This is a genomic window from Streptomyces sp. RG80 (assembly GCF_040446465.1).
GTDB lineage: Bacteria > Actinomycetota > Actinomycetes > Streptomycetales > Streptomycetaceae > Streptomyces.
Genome location: NZ_JBEAAJ010000026.1, coordinates 1 through 24914 on the forward strand (window position 1 = coordinate 1; position 24914 = coordinate 24914).

Genomic DNA, 24914 nt, shown 5'->3' on the forward strand with positions numbered 1-24914 from the left:
TGACAGCAACCGAGCCACATCATGAGTCAGCCACAAGAACCCGCCCTGGCCTGCCTAAAAACCATCCCAAGCACTGACAACTCAATGACGAGACCCCACCGACACAACAACACACAACATCACAGCAGGGTGACTTGACGAGTCATCAGAAATAAATGACGACACATCAGCTGATATGTCGTCAGGTGAAAGCCTTCCCCTACAGACGTCGGCCCCCGCCGACCGACAACCACCACTCAAACCGCGTGCCCCAAGACACTCACCACCGCCCGACAGCCGCCAAGCTCACCCCGGCGTGCCCCCTTCCCTGCCGATGCGTCCCCATACCCCACCCACAGCAACCACGCCATGCAGTTGCCTGTCCGTCATGGCCAGCACCACCCGAGACTCAGAACCGCTGATGCCACCCACCATCCACACGGATGTACGACAACCCGTTCGAGGCAACACCAGACACAGCAAGAACCCCGACCCCCATCTGCTCGACTAACTACAACGCATATAGAGAGCGCTCGTATCACTGCAGGTCAGATGAGGTGCTGTGTATCGCTGAGGGCTATTTGAGTGTCAGATTGGGACGCACGGTTCCCCTAGAGGGGAAACGCTCGTGTCCAGTCAGAAGCTGAACCCACCAATACGGTCAGGCTCGTACACCGTTCCCCTCCAGGGGAAAGGGCGGTACGTGAGATCGCCGCACAGGCTGATGCGGCTCGGAAGAAGATCGCGGAGCTGACAGCATTGCTGAACGGATTCGACACAGCCGCCGTTATGCCGATCCCTAGGCGAGAAGAGGCAGACGCCGTCTCGTGTCTGCCTGTTCCGGTTGAGGCGAAGGGTCCGCCAGCAAGCTGACGGACCCTCACTGCAAGATCGTGTTAGCGGTGGGTACCCACTACTTCGGGATAGGGCCGCAGCAGGCGACGGTGTCGGTCTGGTCAGCGTTGACGAGTGGCGATACCGCGAGTACCGCCGCCAGTGCCACGAGCAAACCGATTGCTGCTTTGCGCACTTTTTCCTCCGTTGTTTACCGGGGTCCGGTGCCGCTTGATGCGGTCACCGGTCATACATACGCGCGAATCAGCGAGCAGGTTGCACAGGAGCTGTCTCTCCTGTCCCGAGCGGCTCAGCGGAGCTTGGCCTCGTGCGGGAGGTCCAGCGTCATGTCCGTTTCATCGGCCGCGCGGTGGTGGGATCGGCTGGGCCGCGGCTACTGAAAAGCTCCGAGAGCTGCTGAGCGAGTTCCTGAAATGGCTGACCGGCGTCCGCTCTGGCGGCGCCAGCCCTGACGCTCCGCGACTCGAGAGTCCTGGCCATGGTCCGACAGTCGTAGTCAGGGACCGAAGGGACTGACATCGCGGGTGAGCGCGGCTCTGGGCTCGTGCAAGAGCTTCGTATCTGGTGATCGTCCAGGGGGCGGTGGAAGTTGCGGCGGGAGCGGGCTTCATGGATGACGCGCTTGCGGAGCAGCCGGATGTCAGCCCGATCGTGCTCGGCCTCCGCCCCCGAGCTTCGCCGTCCTCCGGCCGGCCGGAGGACGGCAGGGCCTGCGCGCCTTTGAGTTGCTCGTCTAGTTGTAGTGCGGCCTCAGGTGCAGCGAGTTGATGGGACCCAGGTCGCGGTACTCGCCGTGTCCGGCTGGGATTGACGACGTGCAGTCGTTGGCGTTGTAGCTGAGGCAGAGTTCGACGACCGCGCCGTCGTACTGGTTGTTCAGGACCCAGTGGTTGCCCACCTGGTTGTTGAGGTTGTGGGCGCCGTAGGTCCAGTAGATGTGGCTCGGGGAGATGGCCGGGTTCTGGTTCTGCGGGTAGATGCAGACCGCGCCGTACGGACAGCCTGCCCAGTCGTCGGCCGGCTTGGCCTGTGCGGTGGCCGTCGCGACGGCGGTCGCGGTGAGGGTGGCGAGGGCCAGCGCGGTGGCGCGCCTGAGCATGGTGCGCATGGAAGGTGATTCCTCTCCCGTGGGCTTGGGTGATCGCCGGAAACCGTACGGAGTGGGTGCGCGGGCAGGTCCTGACAGATGTCAGGGACCGGGGCGCAGGGCGAGTGCATACGTTCGCGGGGGATCGCCGAGACCAGGGGGAGTGCTGTGGGCAGAGTGCGTAGATCTTGGGGCACGGGGAGAGCGGGGCGTCGGGTGCGGCTGTTGCTGGCCGCGCTGGTGACGGTGGTGAGTCTCGGTCTGCCGGTCGTCTCGGCCGCGCCGGCGGCCGCTGCCACGGGGTGCGCGCCGTTGCAGTCCGGTGCGAGCCAGGCGGCGCAGGCGGCCGTGCAGGTGGCGTGTCGTTACGTCGGGCGGCAGTACGCCTGGGGTGGCGGTCATGCGCAGGGGATGCCCGGTCCGAGCCAGGGCATCTACGACCGCTGGTATCCGGAGACCGCCGCGGACCCGACGTACTGGAGCTTCGACTGCATCGGTCTGGTGCGCTGGGCCTGGTACAAGGCGACCGGCCGGGACCTCATCACCGAGCGCACGACGCAGGCGACCTTCGCCGCGCCGGGGTACGCGCACACGAAGCTGCTGAAGTCGCAGGGGTCGGCCGCGCTGCTGCCCGGCGACATCATGTACTTCGGCCCTCCTGACGCGGGGCCGACGCACGTCGCGCTCTACCTCGGCAACGGAATGATGGTCGAGGCACCCGAATCCGGCGCGAAGATCCAGGTCAACACCATCAGTGCTCGCTGGGATCGCTACAAGGGCGCGTTCCGTCCGCACGCCGAGGCCATGCCGGTGGTGTGGAACTGGGAGGGCCGCGGTTCGTTCCACAAGACGTGGGGCCAGCCCAATCTGCGGCAGGACTCCAACACCGGCAGCCAGATCAAGTTCACCAACGGCAACGGCATCTCCGTGGAGGTGCGGGTGCTGTGCCAGCGGGTGGGTGAGCGGGCCACGGTCGACGGCATGGTGAACAACGTCTGGTCGTATCTGCCGGACTACGACAGCTGGATCAGCAATCTCTTCGTCCAGGGGCCGGCGTTGCTCAAGGACGTACCGTCCTGCGGTGACTTCCCACCGATCGGTGGAACTCTGGCCGGCGCGGAGAACAACACGTCCTGCGGCGACGGTACCCAGCCGGACTCGGCGGGTGCCTGGACGGCGAAGTCGACCACCGTGTTCGGCCGTACCGTGGAGCTCCGCTACAACGGCACCACCGAGTGCGCCTGGGGCCGCATCACTGGGGGCACGGTCGGCGACGAGATCTGGGTCGACCGCAGCGCCGACGGAGGCAACACCTGGCAGCCGATGCTGGGCTACACCACTGTCACCTCGGGCAACGACGCGTACACCACCCAGTGGAACGACTCCGGCCTCCTGATGCGTGCCTGCGGCACCAACGGCCGGGGCGGCAGCATCGAATGCACCGGCTGGTTCTGACCGACGGCGCCTCACCGTACGGCCGGGTGATCGCGGCGTCCCTGCCGCGGTCATCCGGCCATACCGGCTCCCGTGTGGCGGGGCCGCGATGCTCGGGTGTCTGACCAGTGGCTTTCGTTGTCGGACTTCGGTCTCGCGTCGGTGGCACCTAGTAGGTACCATCGGGGTATGCCGTCTTTGAATGTGTCTTTCACCGATGAGGAGCTTGAGGGTGTGCGGGCGGCTGCGGCTGCCGATGGGAAGAGCCTCAAGCAGTATCTGCATGATCTTGGGGTGCGGGAGATGCACCGGAAGCGGTTCGTGGCCGGGGCCGGGGTGTGGGCTGATCGGTTGCGGGCCGAGTTCGACGAGGCCTTTCCCGATGAGGTGCCGCCCGTGGGTGGAGGCAGGGCTGCGGTCGCCTGATGCATCTGTACGTCGATGTCTCCTGGCTGCTTGATGTTCAGGAGGCCGCCCTCGGTGCCGAGGACATGTCGGTCGCTGATTACTCGGCTCTGGTTGCCGCCGTTGCCCGGCACAAGACCAAGCTGCCTACCCTTGAGGCCGCCGATCCGGACGTGGCCTGGCGGGCGGCCGCGTTGATGCACACCATCGTGCGGCTGGAGCCTCTCCCCTATCGCAACAGTCTGTTCGCCGCGTTCGTCGCGGCCCAGTACATGGACCAGTCCGGGGAAGGCATCGATCCGCCCTACGGCGCTCTGTCGGACCTCGTGCGGAAGATCCGTGATTCGCGGCTTCGCGTCTCGGACGTTGCCGAACAGCTGCGCGCCTGGAGACTCTGAATCGTGGCTCAGTAGTCCCTGGCTGGTGCCTCGCCCTCCGCGGCTGTGTCGAGTTGCTGCTGCGCGTCGTCTGGTCAGGGGTGCGTGCCACGCCCCGCCGTCATAATGAAGGTATGGCAGCCAGTGATCACTCCCCTGCGTCCAGGACCGGTCCGGCAGGATCGTACGTGGACGACCTGGCGCTGTATCGGCAGAAGTTCCAGCAGCGTCTGCCCGCGTCTTTGGAGGAGCTGCGGGGTCCCGCACGGGGTGTGGTGGACCTTCCGCTGCATGTGGCGTGGTCCGGGTTGACGTCCTATGACCTGGACAAGCCCCGTCAGCGCATGGGCTTGTACCGCACCGTGCTGCATGAAGGTCTTCGTGAGGACCTCGCCGCCTGCCTCAATCAGGATGTTCTGCTTGAGCTGTGGCCGACGCTGCGCCGTCTGGTGGGCCGCACTGTGCGCACCGTCTGGGAAGACGCCTTCCCTCAGCTCGCTGCGCGCGGCCGGGCGGCTGCGTGAGCCAGGACATGCCGGAGCTGCACGCGCGGCTCCTGGCGGACGTCATCACTCTCGGTTCTCCCTATCCCCTCGTCTTGACCGGCGGCTACGCGGTGCGGGCACACCGGCTGGTCAGCCGGCCCAGTCAGGACCTCGATCTCGCCACCGAGAACCCCACTCCCATGGCTGACATCGCTGCCGCGCTGCGCAGTGGCCTTCAGCAGCTCGGCTGGCAGGTGCAGTCCCTGGAGACAGCACCGCTGTCCGCTCGATTCACCGTCCGCGACCCGGACACGGGCCAGGAAGTCGAAGTCGACATCCTCAAGGAGATCTTCTGGCGTCCCGTCGCCGACAGCCCGTACGGGCCCGTTCTCGCGGAGGAGGACGTGATCGGGACGAAGGTACGCGCCCTGGGTGACAGGGGTGCGCCCCGGGACCTGATCGACGTGTTCGCCGCCTCCCGCCGCTGGAGCACAGCTGACCTCGAGGAATTCGGCCGGCGGCACGCCCGGGGGCGCTTCGAACGAGAAGACCTCCAGGCCAACCTCGCGGGCGCCGAATGGACCGACGACGAAGCGTTCGCCGCATACGGCCTCGACGCACCCACCATCACCGCGCTGCGCGTCTGGGCCGTGGAGTGGGCCGACGACCTCGCCGGCAGGCTCCTCGAAGAAGACCAGGCCCACGACCAGGACTGACCCCGCACACCGGCCTCAGCCCACGGCCGCCTGAGGAGGAGGCCGTCGACCACGGCCTACGCGTCCTCGGCTCAGGATCCGGCAGTGCCTCAGCGCCTTCCCTGTCAGCCAGGCCGTGCGCACCGGACTGGCCCGACGGTTGTTGCCGCTTTCGTCGTACGGGATGCGGGCATCGTGCGTTTCCTCAACGGCCGTTGCTCTGAGACCGGATCCGCGAGAGTTACTGACATGAGCGGCATCGAGCAAAGCCCTGCCATCAGTCTGGCCGAGGTCCAAGAAGCGGCGCCTGGTCTGGTCAGTCTTTACAAGAAGGCCGGAGTGAGTATTCGCGAGCGTGGGCTGGAAGGGGTGCGTGCCGCGGTCTACCTCGTTCTGGATCGATCCGGGTTCCATGCGCCCGTACTACCGGGACGGCAGCGTCCAGCATCTTGCTGAGCAGGTCCTGACGTTTTCTGCGCACTTCGACGATGACGGCATCGTGCCGGTGGTGTTCTTCTCCACCGACATCGACGGCGTCACTGATCTCACGCTGGGCCGCCACCAGGGTCGCATCGAGAAACTGCACCAGAACCTGGGGCACATGGGCCGTACGAACTACCACTGGGCCATGGACGCGGTCATCGACCACTTCCTCGATTCCGGCAGCTGCTCCCCCGCGCTGGTGGTCTTCCAGACGGACGGCGGGCCCACGAGTCGTATCGCTGCCGAGCGCTACCTGTGCAAGGCCGCCCGGTTGCCGCTGTTCTGGCAGTTCGTCGGGTTCGGCGATCCCGACGACAACGAGTTCGCGTTCCTGCGCAAGCTCGACACCCTGGCCGTCCCGGCCACCCGTGTGATCGACAACGCGGGCTTCTTCCACGCCGGTCGTGATCCTCAAGCCGTTGACGACCAACTGCTGTACGACCGGCTGCTGAGCGAGTTTCCGGAATGGCTGGCCGACGCTCGTTCTGCCGGTGTCGTCTCTTGACAGGGGCCGGAGGGACTCGAGTCTCGGGTGGGCGGGACTCCGGGCTCGTGTAAGAGCCCTTTTGGGTGTGTGTTCCGTCCTCTCCGCCGCCTCGGCGTGAGGCGGCGGAGAAGCAGAGTGGTTCAGGCTATGGACTGGGCGAAGTTGAAGTAGCGGTGTGGGTCGTAGTTGGCCTTGACGGCTTGGAGGATCGGGTAGTTGCGGCCGTAGTACGCCTGCTGCCAGTTGGGGAGGGCCGGGTCCATGAAGTTCTGGTAGGACTCGTGGTTGCCGGCTGTCTCGACCGTGGTGAAGGTGGAGTTCAGCCAGGCGTCGCCTGCGGCCCTGTCCTCCTGGGTGGGGGTCGCCGTGGTGTGGGCGAGCTGGATGCCCACCTCGAACTGGGTGGTGCGGTGCACGTAGGCGGTCGAGCCGGCGCCGAAGTCGTTGACGCGGCCGCCGTAGGAGAGCAGGGCCAGGACGCGGAACTGGCCGGGGCGCAGCGAGGCTTCCATGCGGGCCAGGGTGTCCTGGACGGAGGTGCGCGTCTGGGCCTTGCTGAAGAGGGTGTTGCGGTACGTGGCGTTGTACTCGCGGGGCAGGACCGCTTCAGGCGAGTAGCCGACGCGGTGGCACTCGCTGACGGTCTGGGTGCCGCAGCCGAAGATGGTCATCATGGCCTGCTGGTAGGGCAGCTCGACCACCTGACGGGTCACACTGGCCTTGCCGTGCGCCGACATGAAGCTGTTGAGGGCACTCTCGGCAGCCGCCTGCGCGCCCGCGTAGGTGCCGGTGAGGATGACGTGCGGCTCGCCTCCCTGGTCGGTCGCCAGGGTGAACAGCAGCTGCGTGTTCAGCTCACGCGGACCACTGATGACCCACTGCTGCCAGGCCTGGACGATGTCCACGGCGTCCGACCAGGCAAAGGTCAGGTTGAACAGGGTGAGCGACGGGATCGAGACCGGGCGTACCTCGTACTCGGTGACGATGCCGAAGTTTCCGCCGCCTCCGCCGCGCAGGGCCCAGAACAGGTCCGGGTTGTCGTTGGCGGACGCCGTGAGCGCCTTGCCGTCGGCCAGGACCACCCTCGCCGAGACCAGGCGGTCGGCGGCCGTGCCGTACTTGCGGGAGGCCGGGCCGAGGCCGCCGCCCTGGAGGAAGCCGCCCATCGCGACCGTGGGGCAGGTCCCGGAGATGACCTGGAGTCCCAGCGCGGAGAGGGTGTTGGTGATGTCGACACCCTGGGCGCCGGGGCCCAGGCGGACCGTGGATCCCGTGGCGCGCACCGAGTTGAGGCGGGAGACGTCGATGACCAGGCCGGGCGTGGTCGAGTAACCGGCGTTGCTGTGGCCGCCGCTGCGGACCGAGAAAGCCAGGCTGTTGTTCTGGGCGAAGCGGAGACAGGTGGCCACGTCGCCGGTGGACTTGCAGTACGCGACCGCCTGGGGGTGGATCACGTCCCACTTGGCTTGGTGGAGCTGGATCGCCTGGTCGTACGTGGACTCTCCGGGGAGCACGAGGGTGCCGGTGAGCGCGGCTCGCAGGCTGTCCCAGGAGGGTGCGGCGGCCGCGGAGCCGGCGCCGGCCAGCACCATGCCGCCGGTCGAGACGGTCAGTGCGGCGGTCGCGCCGACGCCTGCGCCGGTGCGTATGAGCGAGCGTCTGCTGATCACAGGTCAGGTCCCCCTTGTGTCGCGTTCCTGGTCAAGGCGTTGCGAAGTCCGTACACGTGGGTCGGCTCGGGTACGGGGGAGAGTTTTTCCGGTAGCTCTTGCACATCACTAAATTCGGCTGACCGTTCGAGCCCGTCAGCGGTGGCGGGGTGCGGTGCGCGTGGCTCGTAGCCATTCCTTGTTCATGGCGGTGATGGACACCAACGGGATGCCCTTGGGGCAGGCCGTGGCGCACTCCCCCGCCAACGTGCAGCCGCCGAAGCCCTCTTCGTCCATCTGGGCCACCATGTCCAGCACGCGTGTCTCACGTTCCGGAGCGCCCTGGGGCAGGACGTTGAGGTGGTTGACCTTGGCCGAAGTGAACAGCATCGCCGCCCCGTTGGGGCACGCGGCCACGCAGGCCCCGCAGCCGATGCACTCGGCGTGCTCGAACGCGAAGTCCGCATCCGGTTTCGGTACGGGGGTGGCGTGCGCCTCCGGTGCCGCACCCGTCGGCGCGGTGACGTAGCCGCCGGCCTGGATGATCCGGTCGAACGCGGAGCGGTCCACGACCAGGTCCTTGATGACCGGGAAGGCCGAGGCCCGCCACGGCTCGATGTCGATCGTGTCGCCGTCCTGGAAGGACCGCATGTGCAGCTGACAGGTCGTGGTGCGCTCCGGCCCGTGGGCGTCGCCGTTGATGACGAGCGAGCAGGCACCGCAGATGCCCTCACGGCAGTCGTGGTCGAACGCGACCGGGTCCTCGCCCTTGAGGATGAGCTCCTCGTTGAGGGTGTCGAGCATCTCCAAAAACGACATGTCGCTGGAGATGCCGTCCACCTCGTAGGTGGACATCGCTCCGTCGGCGTCGGCGTTCTTCTGCCGCCAGACGCGCAGGGTGAGCTTCATGCGTAGCTCCGCTGGGTGGGGTGGACGTACTCGAAGACCAGGTCTTCCTTGTGCAGAACAGGGGCGGAGCCCGTACTTGTGAACTCCCAGGCGGCCGCGTAGCCGAACTCGTCGTCCCGGCGTTCCGCCTCACCGTCCGGGGTCTGGGACTCCTCGCGGAAGTGGCCGCCGCAGGACTCGGCGCGGTGCAGGGCGTCCAGGCACATCAGCTCGGCGAGTTCGAGATAGTCCACCACCCGGTTCGCCTTCTCCAGCGACTGGTTGAACTCCTCACCGGTACCGGGGACCTTGATCCGGCGCCAGAACTCCTCGCGGATCTGCGGGATGCGTTCCAGGGCCTTGCGCAGTCCGGAGTCGGTGCGGGCCATCCCGCAGAACTCCCACATCAGCTCCCCGACCTCACGGTGGAAGGAGTCCGGGGTGCGGTCACCATCGACCGACAGGAGGAGGTTGAGACGGTCCTCGGTCTCCGCCAACGCCTCCTGCACGGCCGGGTGTTCCTCGGTCACCGCGTCCTGGTGCGGGTTGCGCGCCAGGTAGTCGTTGATGGTGGCCGGGAGCACGAAGTAGCCGTCGGCCAGGCCCTGCATCAGCGCGGAGGCGCCCAGTCGGTTCGCGCCGTGGTCGGAGAAGTTGGCCTCACCGATCGCGAACAGACCGGGGACGGTCGTCTGGAGGTCGTAGTCGACCCACAAACCGCCCATCGTGTAATGCACGGCCGGGTAGATCCGCATGGGGACGGTGTACGGATCCTCGTCGGTGATCCGCTGGTACATGTCGAAGAGGTTGCCGTACTTGGCCTCCACCGCCTTACGCCCCATCCGCGCGATGGCATCCGCGAAGTCCAGGTAGACACCCTGTCCGCCGGGCCCGACCCCCCGTCCCTCGTCGCAGACGTTCTTCGCGGCGCGGGAGGCGATGTCACGCGGGACCAGGTTGCCGAAGGAGGGGTAGATCCGCTCCAGGTAGTAGTCCCGCTCGTCCTCGGGGATCTGGCCGGCCGGGCGGGTGTCGCCCTTGGCCTTCGGGACCCAGATCCGGCCGTCGTTACGCAGCGACTCACTCATCAGCGTCAGCTTGGACTGATGGTCACCGGTGCGCGGAATACACGTCGGATGGATCTGCGTGAAGCACGGGTTGGCGAAATAGGCGCCGCGCCGGTGCGCCCGCCACACGGCGGTGGCGTTGGAGTTCATGGCGTTCGTCGACAGATAGAAGACATTGCCGTAGCCGCCACTCGCCAGCACCACGGCGTCAGCGAAGTACGTGGAAATCTTCCCCGTGACGAGATCCCGGGCCACGATCCCGCGCGCCCGCCCGTCCACGACGATCAGATCCAGCATCTCGGTACGCGGATGCATCTCGATGTTGCCGGCGGCGATCTGCCTGCTCAAAGCCTGATACGCGCCCAGCAGCAGCTGCTGGCCCGTCTGCCCGCGGGCGTAGAACGTCCGGGACACCTGCACACCACCGAACGACCGGGTGTCCAGCAGACCGCCGTACTCCCGCGCGAACGGCACACCCTGCGCCACACACTGATCGATGATCTCCACCGAGATCTGCGCCAGCCGGTGCACATTGGACTCACGGGCCCGGAAGTCGCCGCCCTTGACGGTGTCGTAGAACAACCGGTGGATCGAGTCACCGTCGTTGCGGTAGTTCTTCGCCGCGTTGATACCGCCCTGCGCGGCAATCGAATGCGCCCTCCGCGGAGAGTCCTGGTAGCAGAACTGCACCACGTGATAACCCTGTTCGGCGAGCGTGGCACCGGCCGAACCACCCGCCAGACCCGTCCCCACCACGATCACCGTGTGCTTGCGCCGGTTGGCGGGGTTGACCAGCTTCGCCTCGAAGCGGCGCTTGTCCCAGCGTTCGTTGACCGGGCCGGAGGGGGCTTTGGCGTCGGCCAGTGGCTCGCCGGTTCTGTAGTCCGCGAATGCGTTCATGTTCAGCTCACGACTCCGGTCATGACGCCCACGGGAACGGCGAGGAAGCCGGCCGTGAGCAGTAGGGCGAGAAGGTTGGCCGTGGTTTTCAGGGCGCGGTCGCGGGTGCGGCTGCCGGCGCCGAGGGTCTGGGCGGCGCTCCAGAAGCCGTGCCGGATGTGCAGGCCCAGGGCCGAGACCGCGGTGATGTAGATGACGTTGCCGTACCAGGTGGAGAAGGTGTCCAGCACGTTCTGGTACGGCCGGCCCTGCTCGAAGCCGCCTGTGTGCACGGTGCCGGTCGTCAGGTCGAGCAGGTGCCAGACGATGAACAGGCCCAGGATGACGCCGCCCCAGCGCAGGGTGCGGGTGGCGTAGGTGGCGCGTGGCTTCTTGTGGACGTACTTCGTGGGGCGGGCCTTGATGTCGCGGCGGCTGAGCTGGTACGCGGAGATGCCGTGGGCGATCACCGCGACGATCAGTACCGCGCGTAGGCCCCACAGGACCCATTCGTAGTGCAGGGCCGGTTCGCCCAGGGTGCGCAGCCAGTGGGCGTATTCGTTGAAGTCCTCGACGCCGAAGAAGATCTTCAGGTTTCCCAGCATGTGCAGGACGAGGTACATCAGCATGATCAGGCCGCTGACGGCCATGACGGTCTTCTTGCCGACGGAGCTGTCCCACAGGGTGCGTGCCATGGACGGTCGCCGGTTCGTCCGCGTTGCCAGAGCCATGTCACAAGACGTTAGGGCGGGTCGGGTCGAGAGATCCCGGACGGACGCTGGAGCGTGAGTGGGGTGACCGCTGTGTGCCGGGGGTGTGGCGTGGGGATGGCAAGCGCATGGCAAGGGCCCGGTGCGTGTGTGTAGCACCTATGGCAGGAAAGGGCCGGCTGCGGGTGGGCGTGGCAGCGGGCAGGGGGGCAAAGCCGTCGTGGGGGGCGAGTGCGGGGCTCGACGGGCGGTTTCGTTGACGGGTGTTGACGTCGGTCGGCACGCTCGCTGCATCCCGATCCGCCGACACGGGAGACACGAGATTGCCCATGCCGACACACCTGCTTGCTCCCGCTCGGAGTTCCGTGCGAAGCGGCGCTGACTGATCCGGTTCGGATGAGAGCCGGTCGGCCGGCTGCCGTCGTCGCTCCTGCTTCTTCTCCGCCTGCTTCTTCTCCGCCTGTGTCTCTTGCTGTCTCTCGTTGTCTCTCGCTGCCCTGTGGCCGCCCGGAAAACTATGAAAAGGGCTGTTATGACGCCGAGGCGGCCTTTCGCTACCACCGACCGAGCCTGCTCGAGGAGTGAACCCACCATGCTGAGGACGCTGATCGTCGGATTCGGCCGCTCCGGCCACGGCCTGCACTGGAGCGTGTTGCGCCGGCTGCGCCGTATGGAGCGCTACGCCGGTCTCTTCTCCGACGAGCCGCCCGTCGTCCACGACGCCGACCCACGCACGCCACAGCTGTCGGACTCCGATGTGATCGCCGTGGACGACCTGGCCCAGGCACGGGAGTTGCTGGATCCCGAGAACACCATCGTCCACCTGTGCACTCCGCCCACGCACCGGCTGGGGCCGCTGACCGAGCTCGCCGACCTCGGCTTCCGCAAGATCCTCGTGGAGAAGCCGCTGGTGGCCACGGTCACCGAGCTGCCCGACATCGACGACCTGCGGCGTGAGCGCAAGCTGGAGCTCATGGTGGTCGCGCACTGGCTCCAGAGCGCGCTGACCCTGCGCCTGCACGATCTGGTGCAGGGCGGTGAACTGGGCGAGCTGGAGACGGTGTTCATCGCCCAGCGCAAGCCGCGCATCGCCCGCACCCTGGCCACCGAGGGACATCCGACCGCTTTCGACGTGGAACTCCCGCACTCGGTGGGTGTGGTGCTGTCGCTGGCCGGCGAGGCCAAGACGGTGGGCGCCGAGCTGCGCGACATGCGGGTGAAGAACGTCGTGGTGCCCGAGATGGGGGCCGCGCGGCTGTTCCTGGACCACACGACGGGCTGCCAGACGGAGATCTTCTCCGACCTCGCCTCGCCGCTGCGGGAGCGGGTCATCCGGCTCGGCTTCAGCCGGGGCTGGGCGGTGGGTCACTACCCCATCAGCGAGAGCGACGACCACGCTCACCTGACCACCTCGATCGAGGGCCTGGTGCCGCAGCCGGTGTTCCGGGACGACTCGCTCTCCCGGTTCCTGGTGCACGCCTACGAGCAGTTCGCCTACGGCGCCGACCTGGAGCCCGACTTCCAGCTCAACGCCGGTGTGACGACCCTGCTCGCCGAGGCGAAGGAGCATGCGCGGCTGTCCCGTCTGGGGGCCGAGGTCAGCACCTTCCAGCCAGAGGTCGTACGTCATGCTTCCTGACCGGACCGTGGCCACCGGCCCGCCTCCGCGGGGGGAGGCGGTGCCCGGGATCCTCTACGCCGGTATCGGCGACGAGGCCGGACGCAGCCTCGACCACCAGATCGCGGCGGTGACCGCGCTGGGCTGGCAGCTGATCGAACTGCGCAGCATCGACGGCATCGCGCTCGCCGACCTCGACGGCGAGGCCTTCGACACCTGTGTCCGCACGGTGCGCGCGGCGGGGCTGGGGATCGCCTGCGTGGACTCGCGGATCGCCGACTGGTCGAGGCCGATCAGCCAGGGCATCGACGCCGACCTGTGGGAACTGGAACGGCTCGGCCCGCGCTGTGCGGCGCTCGGCACCCGGTACGTGCGGGTGATGTCGTATCCCAACGACGGTCTGGACGACGCCGACTGGGGCGCCGAGGTGATCCGCCGGATGCGGGTGCTGTCCGCGCGGGCCGCCGAGTACGGGCTGGTGCTGCTGCACGAGAACTGTGCCGGCTGGGCGGGGCGCAGCGCGGAGCGGATGTGGCGGCTGCTGACCGAGGTCGACAGTCCGGCGCTGCGGCTGCTGTTCGACACCGGCAACGGCGCCGCCTACCACTACCAGGCCTACGACGAGCTGGAGCGGCTGCTGGAGGTCTGCCCCGAGGCCGTGGCACACGTCCACGTCAAGGACGCCGTGGGCAGCGGCAGCACGGCCGCCTACACCCTGCCGGGCGAGGGGAACAGCCGGGTCGCGGACTGTCTGCGGCTGTTGCTGGAGGCCGGTTACGCGGGCGTGTGGTCGATCGAGCCGCATCTGGCCCTGCGGCCCCACGAGAGCCGTACCGAGCTGGGCGACGACGGGCCCGCCCTGTTCGCCGAGTACGGCCGCCATCTGGAGCGGCTCGTCGCCACCGAAGTCCTCGATTCCCGCCGTACCGCCAGACAGGAGGACCGTCGTGTCCGCTCCGACCGCTGAGGGAACGCGTCACGCGCCGCTGACCCGGGCCGACGACGATCTGCTGCTGCATCTGCTGTCGTTGAACACGGCCGGCCCGCTGGAGGGCACGCCCACCGGTGAGGTCCGGCTGTGGGAGGCGCAGCTCGCCTACGCCGAGGCGGCCCGGGCCCTGGGGTTCACCGTCGAGTGGCACGGTACGTGCGCGGCGGAGGAGCTCACCGACGAGCAGGTGCCGGCCGCGGTGCGCTCGGCGATCGCCCACGACGCCGAATTCCTGCGGGTGCAGCCCTCGTTGGTGCTGCGGCTCGGGCCGAAGCTGCCCCGGCAGTCGACGGTGATGTTCAACGTGCACATGGACACCGTCGCCGGACGGCAGCCGGTGCGGCTGGACGGGCAGACGTTCTACGGACGTGGGGCCATCGACGCCAAGGGCCCCGCGGTGGCGTTGCTCGCCGGTGTCCGTGCGGCGGCGGACGCCGACCCGCGGATCGGCACCGAGATCGGTGTCCTGATCCAGGTGGTGTCCGGTGAGGAGGGCGGCGCCATGGGGGTGTGCGGCACCCGGCCCCTGGTGGAGCGGGGGTACACGGGCCGGCTGAACATCTTCTGCGAGCCCACGCGCGGCCGGCTGCTGACCCGTTCCACCGCGGCGATGACGGCGCGCGTCCAGGTCGACGGCGACGACGCGATCGACGACGCCCCGGCCGCCGGTCACAACGCGACGGTGCTCCTCGGCCATCTGGCCGGGCATCTGGCGCGGACGCTGCCCGCCCGGGCCGGCAGCGGGCAGGTGTGCGTGGCGGGGCTCCAGACGGGGCCGCTGCACAACAAGGTGTACGGCAGTGGGCAGTTGCTGCTGAACCTGTCCTACGGCTCCGCCGCCGAGGCCGCCGACCTGGAGAAGGCGCTGCACGAGGAGGTCCGGAGGGGGCTCGCCGACTTCAAGGGCCGGTGCGCCGGCAGCCCGCTGCTGGCGAAGACCGCCGCCGACGGCCCGCTGATCACCCGGGTGGACTGGCTCAAACGGCGGCTGCCGACGCTGGACGCCCACGACAGCTGGGCGGAGGAACTGCTCACCGAGCGGGTGGGCCTGCCCCGCTGGCCCGCCGACCTGCCCGCCTTCACCTGCGACGCGATCTGGACGGGCCATCTGCCGGGGGTGTTCACCGCCGTCCTCGGCCCCGGCGACCTGGAGGCCAACCACGCGCACGCCGAAGGCGAGTTCGCCGAGCGGGCCGAACTGGAGGCGTTCGCGGGCGACGTGGCGGAACTGCTGACCGCCTTCGCCGCGACCGCGCACACCGAACTGCTCTGAGGGCGCACCGGATCGGCACCCGGCCACAGGGCAAACGCCCGACGCCCCGCCGGTCCGCCACAACCCCTGTGACATCACGTGAATGAGGAGAAGATGACCACCACCGCGACCCTCGACCGCACCACCGTGCGACTGGACTACCACGAGCTGGCCGGGTTCACCGCCGAGGTGTTCACCCGCCGTGGTCTGGCACCCGACCGGGCCGAGATCGCCGCCCGCGCCCTGGTCCACGGCGACCTGACCGGTGTCACCTCGCACGGCCTGGCCAACCTGACCCGCCTCTACCTGCCGCTGTTCGACGACCAGCGCGCCGACCCCACGGCCGACCTGGAGATCGTCGCCGACCGCGGCGCGGCCGTCCTCGTCGACTCGCACGACGCACTCGGCCTGTGGTCCGCGCGGGCCGCCATGGACCTGGCGCTGGAACGCGCCGAGACCCACGGCGTCGGCATGGTCTCCCTCTACAACGGCACCCACTTCGGCTGCGCCGGACACTTCACCGCGCACGCCGCCGAACAGGGCGCCCTCGGCTTCCTCGCCGGCAACTGCGGCGGCCAGCGGATCATCCGGCCGCCGGGCGCCTCCCAGGCCCTGCTGGGCACCAACCCCTTCTCCATCGCCGCACCGGCCGGCCCCCACCCGCCGTACGTGCTGGACATGTCCACCACGGTCGTCCCGACCGGCCGGGTACGGTCCGCGGCCCGCGCCGGACAGTCCATACCGGAGGGCTGGCTCATCGACGACGCGGGCCGGCCGGTCACCGACCCGACCGCGTTCGACCGCGGCGAGGCCCACCTCCAGTGGCTGGGCGGCCGGCCCGAGACCGGCGCCTACAAGGGCTACGCGCTCAGCCTGATGGTGGAGGCGCTCGCGGCGCTGCTGCCGGGCGCCGAGATGGGCCCCACCTCCACCAAGGGCCGCGACGACAACATCGGCTTCTTCGTCCTGGCCATCGCGCCGGGCAGGCTCCGCGACCAGGGCACGTTCCTGCAGCAGTCCGAGGACCTCTTCGGCGCCCTGCTCGACGCCCCCGCCCTCGACCCCGGCTCCCCCGTGCGCTACCCGGGCTGGCCCGAGGCGCAGCACGCCCGCGCATCCCGTGAGCACGGTGTCCCGCTGGCCGCCCCGCTCTACGCCGAGCTCGAGGCCGTCGCCGACCAGCACTCCCTGACCGTTCCGACCCCCTTCGGAGGCACCCGATGAGCACGCAGCCCCGCATCCGTATCGGCATCATCGGCCTGGGTGTCATCTCCCGCTTCTACGTCGACGCCCTGGCCGGCGAGATCCAGGACATCGAACTGGCCGCCGTGTGCGACCTGAACGAGGCCACCCTCGACCCGCACCGGGGCACCATCCCGGTCTTCACCGACCACCGCGAACTGCTGGCCTCCACCGAACTGGACGCGGTCGTCGTCAACGTCCCCAACGACGTGCACTTCGAGGTCTGCCGGGACGCGCTCGCCGCCGGTGTCGCGGTGTGCGTGGAGAAGCCCCTCGGCATCACCGTGCAGCAGGGACGCGCACTGCGCGACCTCGCCGCGGAGAAGGGCGTGGCGCTGTTCACCGCCTACCACCGCCGCTACAACACCAACGTCCTGGACCTGCTGGCCGCCCTGCCTACCGACGTGCCCGTCGAGCGGCTCACGGTGCGCTACTGGGAGAAGATCGAGGAGCACGTCGGCAAGGACCGCTGGTACCTCGACCCCGAGCGCTGCGGCGGCGGCTGCGTCGCGGACAACGGCCCCAACGCCATCGACGTCGTCCATCTGTTCCTCGGCGACGACGTGGCCTTCAAGGAGGCCAGCGTCGGCCGCGACGAGACCGGCATCGACCGGATCGCCGTCATCACCCTGCAGAGCACCGAGGGCGTCACGGCCGTCGTCGACCTCGACTGGGCCTACGCGCACGGCGAGCGCAAGGACGTCGAGATCCTCCTCGCCGACGGCAGGGTCCTGTCGACCGACATGCTCGCCGGCTACCCGGCCTTCAAGAGCTCCCTGGCCCACGAGTACGTCGGTGTGCTGCGGGAGTTCGGCGAGGTCCTGCGCGGGGAGCGCGCGAGCTGGCCCGACGGTCTGGCCACGCTCGAACTCGTCGGCCAGGTCTACGCCGCCGAGCCGGCCCTCGCACGCAGCTGAGCGGCCCGGCCCCGCCAAGCCCCCCCCGTCCCCCCGCCCCACCGCCCGTCACGTACCGCCAAGGAGCCGACCGTCATGGCACACCCGGAGAACGGCCGTAAGAAGAGCGTCGACGGCACCGTCGTCAAGGTCCTCAAGCACCGCCGGGACGACCGGGGCATGGTCCTGGAGGAGCACCGCAGCCGGTGTGTGCAGCAGGGCGAGGTCCACGAGCTGGTCACCACCGACCAGGTGGACACCCCGCCCGGCGGCAGGGTCGACCGGGTGGGCTTCCTCGGCTTCGCGGAGATCGCCGGCGCGGGTGTGCTGGACCGCGGTGACGAGGTGTGGGTGGGCCGGGAGCGCATCGGCACGGTCCTGGGCTGGGACGCCTGCCACTTCCCCAACCACTACAACATCCTGATCGCCTGCGATCCGCCGCGCACCGGTCCGGACGTCGGCCTGGAGCCGGGCGCCCGGATCCGGTTCGTGCCGACGGCCGGACACCGGGCCCGCGAGGAGGAACTCGGCTCGCTGCTGGCCACCGTGGGCTCCCCACGCGACCTGCGCCACCTCGACCACGACGCGCTGCGGGCGCTGGCCGGCGAGATCCGCGACCTGCTGGTGCGCAAGGTCCCCGAGAAAGGCGGCCATCTGGGCTCGAACCTCGGTGTGGTGGAGCTGTCGCTCGCACTGCACCGGGTGTTCGAGTCACCGCGGGACCAGATCCTGTGGGACATCGGCCACCAGACGTACGCGCACAAGATCCTCACCGGGCGCGCCGACCGGTTCGACTCGCTGCGGCGGGCGGGCGGCCTGTCGGGCTATCCCTCGCAGGCCGAGTCGGTGCACGACCTGGTGGAGAACTCGCACGCCTCCACCGCCCTGTCCTACGCCGACGGTCTGGCCAAGGCGCACGAGCTCAACGGCGAGCGGGACCGCGCGGTCGTCGCGGTGATCGGTGACGGGGCGCTGACCGGCGGGATGGCCTGGGAGGCCGTCAACAGCATCGCGGCGGCCAAGGACCGGCCCGTCGTCATCGTCCTCAACGACAACGGCCGCTCCGCCGCGGCGGGCGCCGGGCGCGGGACCAGGCTGCGGGGCTCGCCCGCCTACGAGCGGTTCCTGGAGTGGGGCCGGGTCGTCGCCAAGCGCACCCCGGTGCCCGGCGGCACCCTGTACGAGGGATTCCAGGGCGCCCGGCAGCAACTGCGGGACGTGGCCGTCGCGCAGAACCCGTTCGAGGGGCTGGGGCTGAAGTACGTCGGTCCGGTCGACGGGCACGACATCGCGGCCCTGGAGAGGGCGCTGGAGCAGGCCCGGGAGCACGGCGGGCCGGTCCTGGTGCACACCGTGACCGTCAAAGGTGCCGGTCACACGCCTGCCGAGACCGACGACCCGGAGCGCTACCGGGCCCCGGGCTCCTACGCCGCGCGCGCCCGTCGCGACATGCCCGCCCCGGTGCGCACCTGGACGTCGGTGTTCTCCGAGGAGTTGGTCGCGGCGGGCCGGCGGCGCCGTGACGTGGTCGCGGTGACGGCCGGGCTGATGGAGCAGACGGGTCTGGCGGACTTCTCCCAGGCGTTCCCGGAGCGGACCTTCGACATGGGTGTCGCCGAACAGCACGCGGTGACCTCGGCGGCCGGACTGGCGCTGGGCGGACTGCACCCGGTGGTGGCCATGCACGCCATGTCCGTCAACCGGGCCTTCGACCAGGCACTGCTGGACGTGGCCCTGCACCGGCTCCCGGTGACGCTGGTCCTGGACCGGGCCGGGGTCACCGGGGACGACGGGGCGAGCCGCAACGGCGTGTGGGACATGTCGATCCTGCAGATGGTGCCGGGGCTGCGGATCGCCGCGCCGCGTGACGGCAGGCGGCTGACCGAGTTGTTCCGGGAGGCGGTGGCCGCCGACGGACCGACCGCGGTGCGCTTCCCCGACGGGGCGGTGGACGCGGACCTCGACGCGGTCGACACGGTCGGCGGGATCGACGTGCTGCACCGCGGGGACGGGGAGGACGTCCTGATCGTCGCGGTCGGTTCGATGGCACGGACCGCGCTGGACGCCGCCGCCCTGCTGGCCGGTGAGGGCATCGGCTGCACCGTCGTCGACCCGCGCTGGGTCAAGCCGGTCGACCCCGATCTGGTGCCGCTGGCCGGCCGGCACCGGCTGGTGGTCACGGTCGAGGAGAACGAGCTGACCGGCGGCGTGGGTTCGGCGGTCGCGCAGGCGCTGCGGGCGGCCGGGGTGGACACCCCGCTGCGGAAGTTCGGCATCGCCCAGGAGTTCCTGGAGCACGCCGAACGCGCCGAGATCCTAAGGAAGTTGAGCCTCACACCGAGCGACATCGCCCTCCACGTCAGCGCCACCCTCGACCGCCGCGACACCGGGGTACGGGCGGCGGCCGGACAGGCGGCGTAGGAGGTGGGCGGCGCAGCGGGCCGCCGCCGGTGCCGGTCGACCAAAGGCGGCCGGGCGGGCCGCGCGGCAGGCGACTCCGGGGCGGGACGGCGCCGGTGCCGGTCGACGGGTGACGGCCGGAGGGGCCGCGGAGGAGGTGAACCGTAGGGCGGGCGGCACCGGTGAGCGGGCCGGACGGGCCCCGGAGGACGTGAACCGTGAGGCGGCGTCGCCGGTCAGGTGGTGGGGCGGAGGTGGTGGTGGAGGACGTGGCCGGTGGTGGAGCGGGGTAGGGACGGGGCCAGTTCGAGGCGGGCGGGGAGGTGTGCGGTCAGGATGCCGCGGGAGAGCAGATGGGTGCGCAGGTCGAGCAGGGTGGGCGGGTCGCCCTCGGGGACCACGACGGCGCAGGCCAGTTCGCCGTGTTCGGGGTCGGTGCCGGCGACGACGGCGGCCTCGGCGACGTTCGGATGGGTCAGCAGGTGCTCCTCGACCTCGGTGACGGGCACCAGGAAGACACCGCCGACCTCTTCGGTGACGGCACCCATCCGGCCGTGGTCCCGCTCCCAGACCGGGCGCAGTCCACCGTCCTCGCGTCGCCACAGCGCCAGAGGCGAGGCGGGGCCGGGGCCGCGCGGGCGCCGGTGGCCGTCGGCGGCGAGGACCGGGGCGCTCTCACCGTCCCCCACCTCGCTCGCCGCCACCTCCAGCGGCGCCCGCAGCGTCTCGCGGACCTGAAGGGCCAGGCGCGCGGTGGCGCCGGACCCGCCGGGCAGCAGCGCGTGCTCGAGGGCGTCCGGCGGGCGCCGCCGCTGTTCCTGGGCGACGACCAGTTCCGCCCACTGCGCGGGGGTGGCCAGCGCCGCGCGCACCTCGGCCGCGGCCATCAGGTCCAGTGCCGTCTCCGGGTCCCAGACGTCCTGGAGGACCACGGTGGAGCCGTGGGTGAGCGGGCCGACCACCGCGTGCAGCAGCGACGGCAGCGCGGCCAGCGGCAGTGCCGTGAACGCGGTGGCGCGCGCCCGCGGGTCCAGGCCGGCGTACAAGGTGTTGGGGGTGTGCATGGCCATGCTGTGCGCGGAGTGCAGGCCCAGCGAGGTGACGGCGAGGGTGATCCGGTCGGCGAGGCCGGCGGGCAGCGGCAGCCAGCCGTGGCGCCGGTAGCGTTCGTGGGGCGTCCGCACGAAATGCCGGGTGAAGTCGACCGCGCCGGTGTCGGCCGCGTCGCCGAGCACCACACGGTGGCGCAGCCAGGGCAGGGCGGGCGCCAGATCGGCCAGGACCCGGGCGGGGGACGTGCCCTCCCACCGGTCGGGGACGACACAGATCCGGGCCTGGGCGGCGCCGAGGACGCTCTCCAGGTCACGGGCGCCGTATCCCGCCATCACGGGTACGGCGACGGCGCCGATCCGCACGCAGGCCAGCAGCAGGGCGCAGGTCTCCCACCGGTTGGGCAGCTGGAAGGCGACGGGGTCGCCGGCGTGGACACCGAGGGCGTCCAGGGCGTGCGCGAACCGGTCGACGTAGCGGGCGAGTTGGCCGTAGGAGATGCGCAGCACGCGGGTGGCGGCGGGGTGATGGGCGCGGTGGGCGACGATCGCGGTGCGGTGCGGGTGCGCGGCGGCGTGGCGGTACAGGTCGTGCAGCAGGGTGCCGGTGCGCCAGTGGCCCTCGGCGGTGAAGCGGCCCTGCTGCTCGGCGGGTGGCCGGACGGCGGCCAGCAGGTCGGCGAGCGGGACGCTGCCGTCGCGGCCGGCGGGTGCCTCGGCGGCGGGCGCCGGTTGCGCCGCCCACAGACCGGTGCGCAGGGTGAGGTCCTGCGGCGCGTGCCGGGACGCCGTCATCAGCGTCGCCTGCCGACGGCCCAGGCCACCTGGACTCTGGAGCGGCAGCCGAGTTTGCGCATCACGTTGCGCACATGGTTGACGACCGTCCATTCGGCGATCTTGAGCCGGGCGGCGATCTGCCGGTTCGTCATGCCCTCGGCAACCAGGAGCGCCACCTGCAGTTGCCGGGGGGTGAGGGCCGCGGCCTCGCTGCGTTCGGTGCCCTGGCCGGGCTCGACCGCGGCGAGCGCCTCGGCGACCATCGCCTCGGGCCGCATCCGCAGTCCTTCGACCCAGGCGGTGGCGAACACGCTCCAGCCGAGCTGGCCGCGCAGTTCGGTGACCGCGCTCTGGAGCCGGTCCCAGCGTTCGCCGTCGACCTTCACCCCGGTACGCCGGCGCAGGTTCTCGGCGGCGGCCAGCAGCCGGGTGGCGCGCTGCGGCTGGCCCGCGCCCCGCTGGATGAGCAGGGCGAACGTGTCGAGCGCCGTGGGCAGTTCGGTGCGCTCGTCGATCGAGTCGTACAGGGTCAGGCTCTGCCGCAGCGCCGCCTGCGCGCCGGTCTCGTCGTCCTCGTCCCAGGCGAGCCGGGCCCGCAGATGCAGGGTGCGGGCCAGGTCGCGGATCTCGCCGTTCTGGCGCTGGATGCGCTCGGCCCGCTCCAGCAGGGGCAGGGCCTCCTGGGGCTGGCCACAGGCCGCCGTCACCTCGGCGAGACAGGCGGCCGCCTCCGCGGATCCCACCGTGTCGCCCTGGCCCTCCAGGGCGGTGCGGGACGCGGTCAGCAGGGACCGGCCGACCGCCTGGTCGCCGCACCGGAACAGCGCGTACCCCATGCGGGCCGAGGCCAGCGCCCCGGCCCGCGCGTCCCGCAGGCGTTTGTACAGGGCGACGGCCCTGCGGTGCCGGTGGGCGGCGCCGTCGTGGTCGCCCAGGGCGGCGGCGAGCAGGCCGGCGCCGGTGTGCAGCCGGGCCCGCAGCCGCAGCTCCGTCTCCTCCTCGCCGCCGTCGGACCGGTCGGCCGCCTCGTGCAGGGCCTGTGCGGTGGAGTCGAACCAGTGCAGGCCCACCTTGAGTTCGCCTCTGACCAGCCACGGGCGCAGGCACGCGGTGACCAGGGCGGCACGCGCGGCGAGGTCGGTGCCTTCGGCCACGTGGTCGAGGGCGGCCAGGACGTTGTCGTGCTCCGCGACGGCCAGCCGCAGCCAGTGCTGCTGCTCGGAGCCGTAGAAGCGGCCCTCGAGGGAGTGCATCAGCTTCTGGTAGTGCCGGGCGTGGGCCCGGCGGGCCGCGGAGGCCTCCTCGGGGTCGCTGTCGAGGACGGCGAGGCTGTGGACGCGGATGGTGCGCGACATCATCAACCTGCTGTCGGTGTGCCGGCGTTCGTCGAGCCGGAGCAGGTTGCGGTCGAGCAGTTCCTCGATCGCGGCGGCGGTCTCGGCGGGCGGCAGCGGGGAGACCTTCTCGGCGGTGGCGAGGGTGGCGCCCTGCCGGAACAGCGCGAGGCGGGCGAGCAGGGAACGCTGCCCGGCGGTCAGTCCCTGGCAGCTCCATTCGGCGGCGGCGAGCAGGGAGCGCTGCCGGGGCGGTACGTCGACCGGTCCGGACAGGTGGCTGTCGCCGGCCCGGTGCAGCCACGACTGCACCTCCTGCAACGGGAACAACCGCAGCCGGCGGGCGGCCAGTTCCAGGACGAGGGGTACGCCCTCCAGCAGGTTGCAGATGTCGACGACGGAGGCGACGTTCTCGGCCGTGAGCGCGAAGCCGGGGTTCACCTCGTGGGCGCGGCGCGTGAACAGCTGCACGGCCGGGTTGTCCTGCACGTCGGCGACGTCGGGCTCGATGAGCGGGCCGGGCGGGGACAGCGCCGTCACCGGGACCACCTGCTCGCCGTAGATGCGCAGCACCTCCTGGCCGGTGGCGAGGACCGTGAGCCAGGGGTGGGCGGCCAGGTGGTCGGCGACGACGGGGGCCAGCCGGGCGGCGATGTGCTCCACCCCGTCGAGGATCAGCAGAGCCCGGGGCCGGGGCACGAGGCCGCCCACCGGGTTCTGTACGGCAGCGGCGTCACCCGCCGTGGAGGGCTCGTGCGCCCCGGGAAGAGGCCCGCGCAGGGCGTCGACGGCCCGGGCGACGGCGGCCACCGCCTCCTCGGGGCCGGGGCAGGCGGGCAGGTCCACGGTGCGGATGCCGCGGGGGAAGGCGCCGTCGAGCAGATGGGCGGCCTCGGCGGCCAGGCGGCTCTTGCCCACGCCTGCGGCGCCGGCGAGTGTGATCAGCCGAAGGCCTGCGTCCTCGAGCCGTCCGCACACCGACGTCAGCTCCAGCTCGCGACCCACTATCTCCGTCGTCGGCTCGTGCACCGGCAAATCGGTCAGCATGTTTCCCCTCAGGACCACCGGGCGCCGATGTGCGCCACAGGCTCGGGTACTCCCGGTACTCCACGGTGTGCGACTGAACGCTAGGGACCACGACTCGACCATGACTTAAGGCCCTCTGAAGAATCCGGACGTCCGTTTGATCCCGGTGGCTCGCTACGACCGCTCCGACCAGGCCGAAAACCCGGTGAGGGGCCTCGTTCCAGCCATTTCGCGGTGGCGTCGAATCGAGGCGGCCCCTGGCGGATTTAGCCCTTCACAAGTACGGGGCGGTCGAATGGGCGGCCGCGTGAGAGTCCGGAATGAAGCGAGGGGCCGACCACAGTGAGCCTTCAGGCCAAGCCAGTTACGCGTCTCGACCGAGTGGTGATCCGCTTCGCGGGGGACTCGGGTGACGGTATGCAGCTCACCGGTGACCGGTTCACCTCCGAGACGGCGTCCTTCGGCAACGATCTGTCGACGCTGCCGAACTTCCCCGCCGAGATCCGGGCACCCGCCGGAACCCTGCCGGGTGTCTCCTCCTTCCAGCTCCACTTCGCCGACCACGACATCCTCACCCCCGGCGACGCGCCCAACGTCCTCGTCGCCATGAACCCCGCCGCTTTGAAAGCCAACATCGGCGACCTGCCGCGCGGCGCGGAGATCATCCTCAACACCGACGAGTTCACCAAACGCGCCATGCAGAAAGTGGGCTACGCGGCCTCGCCACTGGAGGACGGCTCCCTCGACGGCTACAGCCTCCATCCGGTCCCTCTGACCACGCTGACCGTCGAGGCCCTCAAGGAATTCGACCTCAGCCGCAAAGAGGCCGAGCGCAGCAAGAACATGTTC

At 70.1% G+C, this 24914-nt stretch carries 19 protein-coding genes and 1 pseudogene; 13 read left to right on the forward strand and 7 right to left on the reverse strand.

Annotated features, from left to right (window positions below; all coding sequences use genetic code 11):
* Positions 1 to 1567: 1567 nt before the first annotated feature.
* Complete coding sequence (locus ABKA17_RS47445; RefSeq protein ID WP_353698708.1) at positions 1568 to 1942, reverse strand: hypothetical protein; 375 nt, start codon at positions 1940 to 1942, stop codon at positions 1568 to 1570.
* A gap of 195 nt (positions 1943 to 2137) precedes the next feature.
* Here ABKA17_RS47445 and ABKA17_RS47450 point away from each other — a divergent pair, with 195 nt between their 5' ends.
* From ABKA17_RS47450 to ABKA17_RS47475, 6 genes and pseudogenes are all read left to right on the forward strand, one after another.
* Entirely contained in the window at positions 2138 to 3376 is a 1239-nt protein-coding gene (locus ABKA17_RS47450) for an NlpC/P60 family protein (RefSeq protein ID WP_353698709.1), read from the forward strand.
* A gap of 168 nt (positions 3377 to 3544) precedes the next feature.
* The gene (locus ABKA17_RS47455; RefSeq protein ID WP_353698710.1) at positions 3545 to 3781 is read left to right on the forward strand and encodes a hypothetical protein; all 237 of its coding nucleotides are present in this window, start codon (positions 3545 to 3547) and stop codon (positions 3779 to 3781) included.
* A complete protein-coding gene (locus ABKA17_RS47460; protein ID WP_353698711.1) occupies positions 3781 to 4158 on the forward strand; it encodes a toxin Doc in 378 nt (125 codons plus the stop codon). The genes ABKA17_RS47455 and ABKA17_RS47460 overlap by 1 nt, the downstream gene beginning before the upstream one ends.
* 113 nt (positions 4159 to 4271) lie before the next feature.
* A complete protein-coding gene (locus tag ABKA17_RS47465) occupies positions 4272 to 4661 on the forward strand; it encodes a hypothetical protein (RefSeq protein ID WP_353698712.1) in 390 nt (129 codons plus the stop codon).
* An 8-nt stretch (positions 4662 to 4669) separates the two neighbouring features.
* Entirely contained in the window at positions 4670 to 5338 is a 669-nt protein-coding gene (locus tag ABKA17_RS47470; RefSeq protein ID WP_353698725.1) for a nucleotidyl transferase AbiEii/AbiGii toxin family protein, read from the forward strand.
* A gap of 228 nt (positions 5339 to 5566) precedes the next feature.
* A pseudogene (locus tag ABKA17_RS47475) lies at positions 5567 to 6305 on the forward strand (vWA domain-containing protein).
* Between the two features lie 122 nt (positions 6306 to 6427).
* Here the strand turns inward: ABKA17_RS47475 and ABKA17_RS47480 are convergent.
* The 4 genes from ABKA17_RS47480 to ABKA17_RS47495 all read right to left on the reverse strand — a co-directional run bounded on the left by ABKA17_RS47480 (position 6428) and on the right by ABKA17_RS47495 (position 11465).
* Positions 6428 to 7957, reverse strand: coding sequence for an FAD-binding oxidoreductase (locus ABKA17_RS47480; RefSeq protein WP_353698713.1), 1530 nt, complete (start codon positions 7955 to 7957; stop codon positions 6428 to 6430).
* A 135-nt stretch (positions 7958 to 8092) separates the two neighbouring features.
* A complete protein-coding gene (locus tag ABKA17_RS47485) occupies positions 8093 to 8845 on the reverse strand; it encodes a succinate dehydrogenase/fumarate reductase iron-sulfur subunit (protein WP_353698714.1) in 753 nt (250 codons plus the stop codon).
* Positions 8842 to 10791, reverse strand: coding sequence for a fumarate reductase/succinate dehydrogenase flavoprotein subunit (locus ABKA17_RS47490; RefSeq protein ID WP_353698715.1), 1950 nt, complete (start codon positions 10789 to 10791; stop codon positions 8842 to 8844). The genes ABKA17_RS47485 and ABKA17_RS47490 overlap by 4 nt, the downstream gene beginning before the upstream one ends.
* Before the next feature lie 2 nt (positions 10792 to 10793).
* Positions 10794 to 11465, reverse strand: coding sequence for a succinate dehydrogenase (locus tag ABKA17_RS47495; RefSeq protein WP_353698726.1), 672 nt, complete (start codon positions 11463 to 11465; stop codon positions 10794 to 10796).
* Between the two features lie 607 nt (positions 11466 to 12072).
* Here ABKA17_RS47495 and ABKA17_RS47500 point away from each other — a divergent pair.
* The 6 genes from ABKA17_RS47500 (at position 12073) to dxs (ending at position 19900) form a co-directional block, all read left to right on the forward strand.
* A complete protein-coding gene (locus ABKA17_RS47500; RefSeq protein ID WP_353698716.1) occupies positions 12073 to 13119 on the forward strand; it encodes a Gfo/Idh/MocA family oxidoreductase in 1047 nt (348 codons plus the stop codon).
* Positions 13109 to 14065, forward strand: a complete 957-nt coding sequence (locus ABKA17_RS47505; protein ID WP_353698717.1) for a sugar phosphate isomerase/epimerase family protein — start codon at positions 13109 to 13111, stop codon at positions 14063 to 14065. Before ABKA17_RS47500 ends, ABKA17_RS47505 begins: the two co-directional genes overlap by 11 nt.
* A complete protein-coding gene (locus ABKA17_RS47510) occupies positions 14046 to 15362 on the forward strand; it encodes a M20/M25/M40 family metallo-hydrolase (RefSeq protein WP_353698718.1) in 1317 nt (438 codons plus the stop codon). The genes ABKA17_RS47505 and ABKA17_RS47510 overlap by 20 nt, the downstream gene beginning before the upstream one ends.
* 93 nt (positions 15363 to 15455) lie before the next feature.
* Positions 15456 to 16565 (forward strand): Ldh family oxidoreductase, encoded by a 1110-nt coding sequence (locus ABKA17_RS47515; RefSeq protein WP_353698719.1) that lies wholly within the window; start codon positions 15456 to 15458, stop codon positions 16563 to 16565.
* Positions 16562 to 17500, forward strand: a complete 939-nt coding sequence (locus ABKA17_RS47520) for a Gfo/Idh/MocA family protein (RefSeq protein WP_353698720.1) — start codon at positions 16562 to 16564, stop codon at positions 17498 to 17500. The genes ABKA17_RS47515 and ABKA17_RS47520 overlap by 4 nt, the downstream gene beginning before the upstream one ends.
* Positions 17501 to 17575: 75 nt before the next feature.
* Entirely contained in the window at positions 17576 to 19900 is a 2325-nt protein-coding gene (gene dxs / locus ABKA17_RS47525) for a 1-deoxy-D-xylulose-5-phosphate synthase (RefSeq protein ID WP_353698721.1), read from the forward strand.
* 215 nt (positions 19901 to 20115) lie between these two features.
* Here dxs and ABKA17_RS47530 read toward each other — a convergent pair whose 3' ends face one another.
* Together ABKA17_RS47530 and ABKA17_RS47535 are read right to left on the reverse strand one after the other, a co-directional pair.
* On the reverse strand, positions 20116 to 21723 hold the full coding sequence (locus ABKA17_RS47530; protein WP_353698722.1) for an AMP-binding protein: 1608 nt from the start codon (positions 21721 to 21723) through the stop codon (positions 20116 to 20118).
* Positions 21723 to 24086: an ATP-binding protein gene (locus ABKA17_RS47535; protein WP_353698723.1), complete on the reverse strand. Its 2364-nt coding sequence runs from the start codon at positions 24084 to 24086 to the stop codon at positions 21723 to 21725. Before ABKA17_RS47535 ends, ABKA17_RS47530 begins: the two co-directional genes overlap by 1 nt.
* A 321-nt stretch (positions 24087 to 24407) precedes the next feature.
* Between ABKA17_RS47535 and ABKA17_RS47540 the strand changes: the two genes are divergently transcribed.
* A partial coding sequence (locus ABKA17_RS47540; protein WP_353698724.1) for a 2-oxoacid:acceptor oxidoreductase family protein occupies positions 24408 to 24914 on the forward strand: 507 nt, incomplete at its 3' end.

Coding starts and splice junctions, on each gene's coding strand:
- ABKA17_RS47445 (WP_353698708.1), bottom strand. CDS start 1,942: ATGCGCACCATGCTCAGGCGCGCCACCGCGCTGGCCCTCGCCACCCTC.
- ABKA17_RS47455 (WP_353698710.1), top strand. CDS start 3,545: ATGCCGTCTTTGAATGTGTCTTTCACCGATGAGGAGCTTGAGGGTGTG.
- ABKA17_RS47460 (WP_353698711.1), top strand. CDS start 3,781: ATGCATCTGTACGTCGATGTCTCCTGGCTGCTTGATGTTCAGGAGGCC.
- ABKA17_RS47465 (WP_353698712.1), top strand. CDS start 4,272: ATGGCAGCCAGTGATCACTCCCCTGCGTCCAGGACCGGTCCGGCAGGA.
- ABKA17_RS47470 (WP_353698725.1), top strand. CDS start 4,670: ATGCCGGAGCTGCACGCGCGGCTCCTGGCGGACGTCATCACTCTCGGT.
- ABKA17_RS47485 (WP_353698714.1), bottom strand. CDS start 8,845: ATGAAGCTCACCCTGCGCGTCTGGCGGCAGAAGAACGCCGACGCCGAC.
- ABKA17_RS47490 (WP_353698715.1), bottom strand. CDS start 10,791: ATGAACGCATTCGCGGACTACAGAACCGGCGAGCCACTGGCCGACGCC.
- ABKA17_RS47495 (WP_353698726.1), bottom strand. CDS start 11,465: ATGGCACGCACCCTGTGGGACAGCTCCGTCGGCAAGAAGACCGTCATG.
- ABKA17_RS47500 (WP_353698716.1), top strand. CDS start 12,073: ATGCTGAGGACGCTGATCGTCGGATTCGGCCGCTCCGGCCACGGCCTG.
- ABKA17_RS47505 (WP_353698717.1), top strand. CDS start 13,109: ATGCTTCCTGACCGGACCGTGGCCACCGGCCCGCCTCCGCGGGGGGAG.
- ABKA17_RS47515 (WP_353698719.1), top strand. CDS start 15,456: ATGACCACCACCGCGACCCTCGACCGCACCACCGTGCGACTGGACTAC.
- ABKA17_RS47520 (WP_353698720.1), top strand. CDS start 16,562: ATGAGCACGCAGCCCCGCATCCGTATCGGCATCATCGGCCTGGGTGTC.
- dxs (WP_353698721.1), top strand. CDS start 17,576: ATGGCACACCCGGAGAACGGCCGTAAGAAGAGCGTCGACGGCACCGTC.
- ABKA17_RS47530 (WP_353698722.1), bottom strand. CDS start 21,723: ATGACGGCGTCCCGGCACGCGCCGCAGGACCTCACCCTGCGCACCGGT.
- ABKA17_RS47535 (WP_353698723.1), bottom strand. CDS start 24,086: ATGCTGACCGATTTGCCGGTGCACGAGCCGACGACGGAGATAGTGGGT.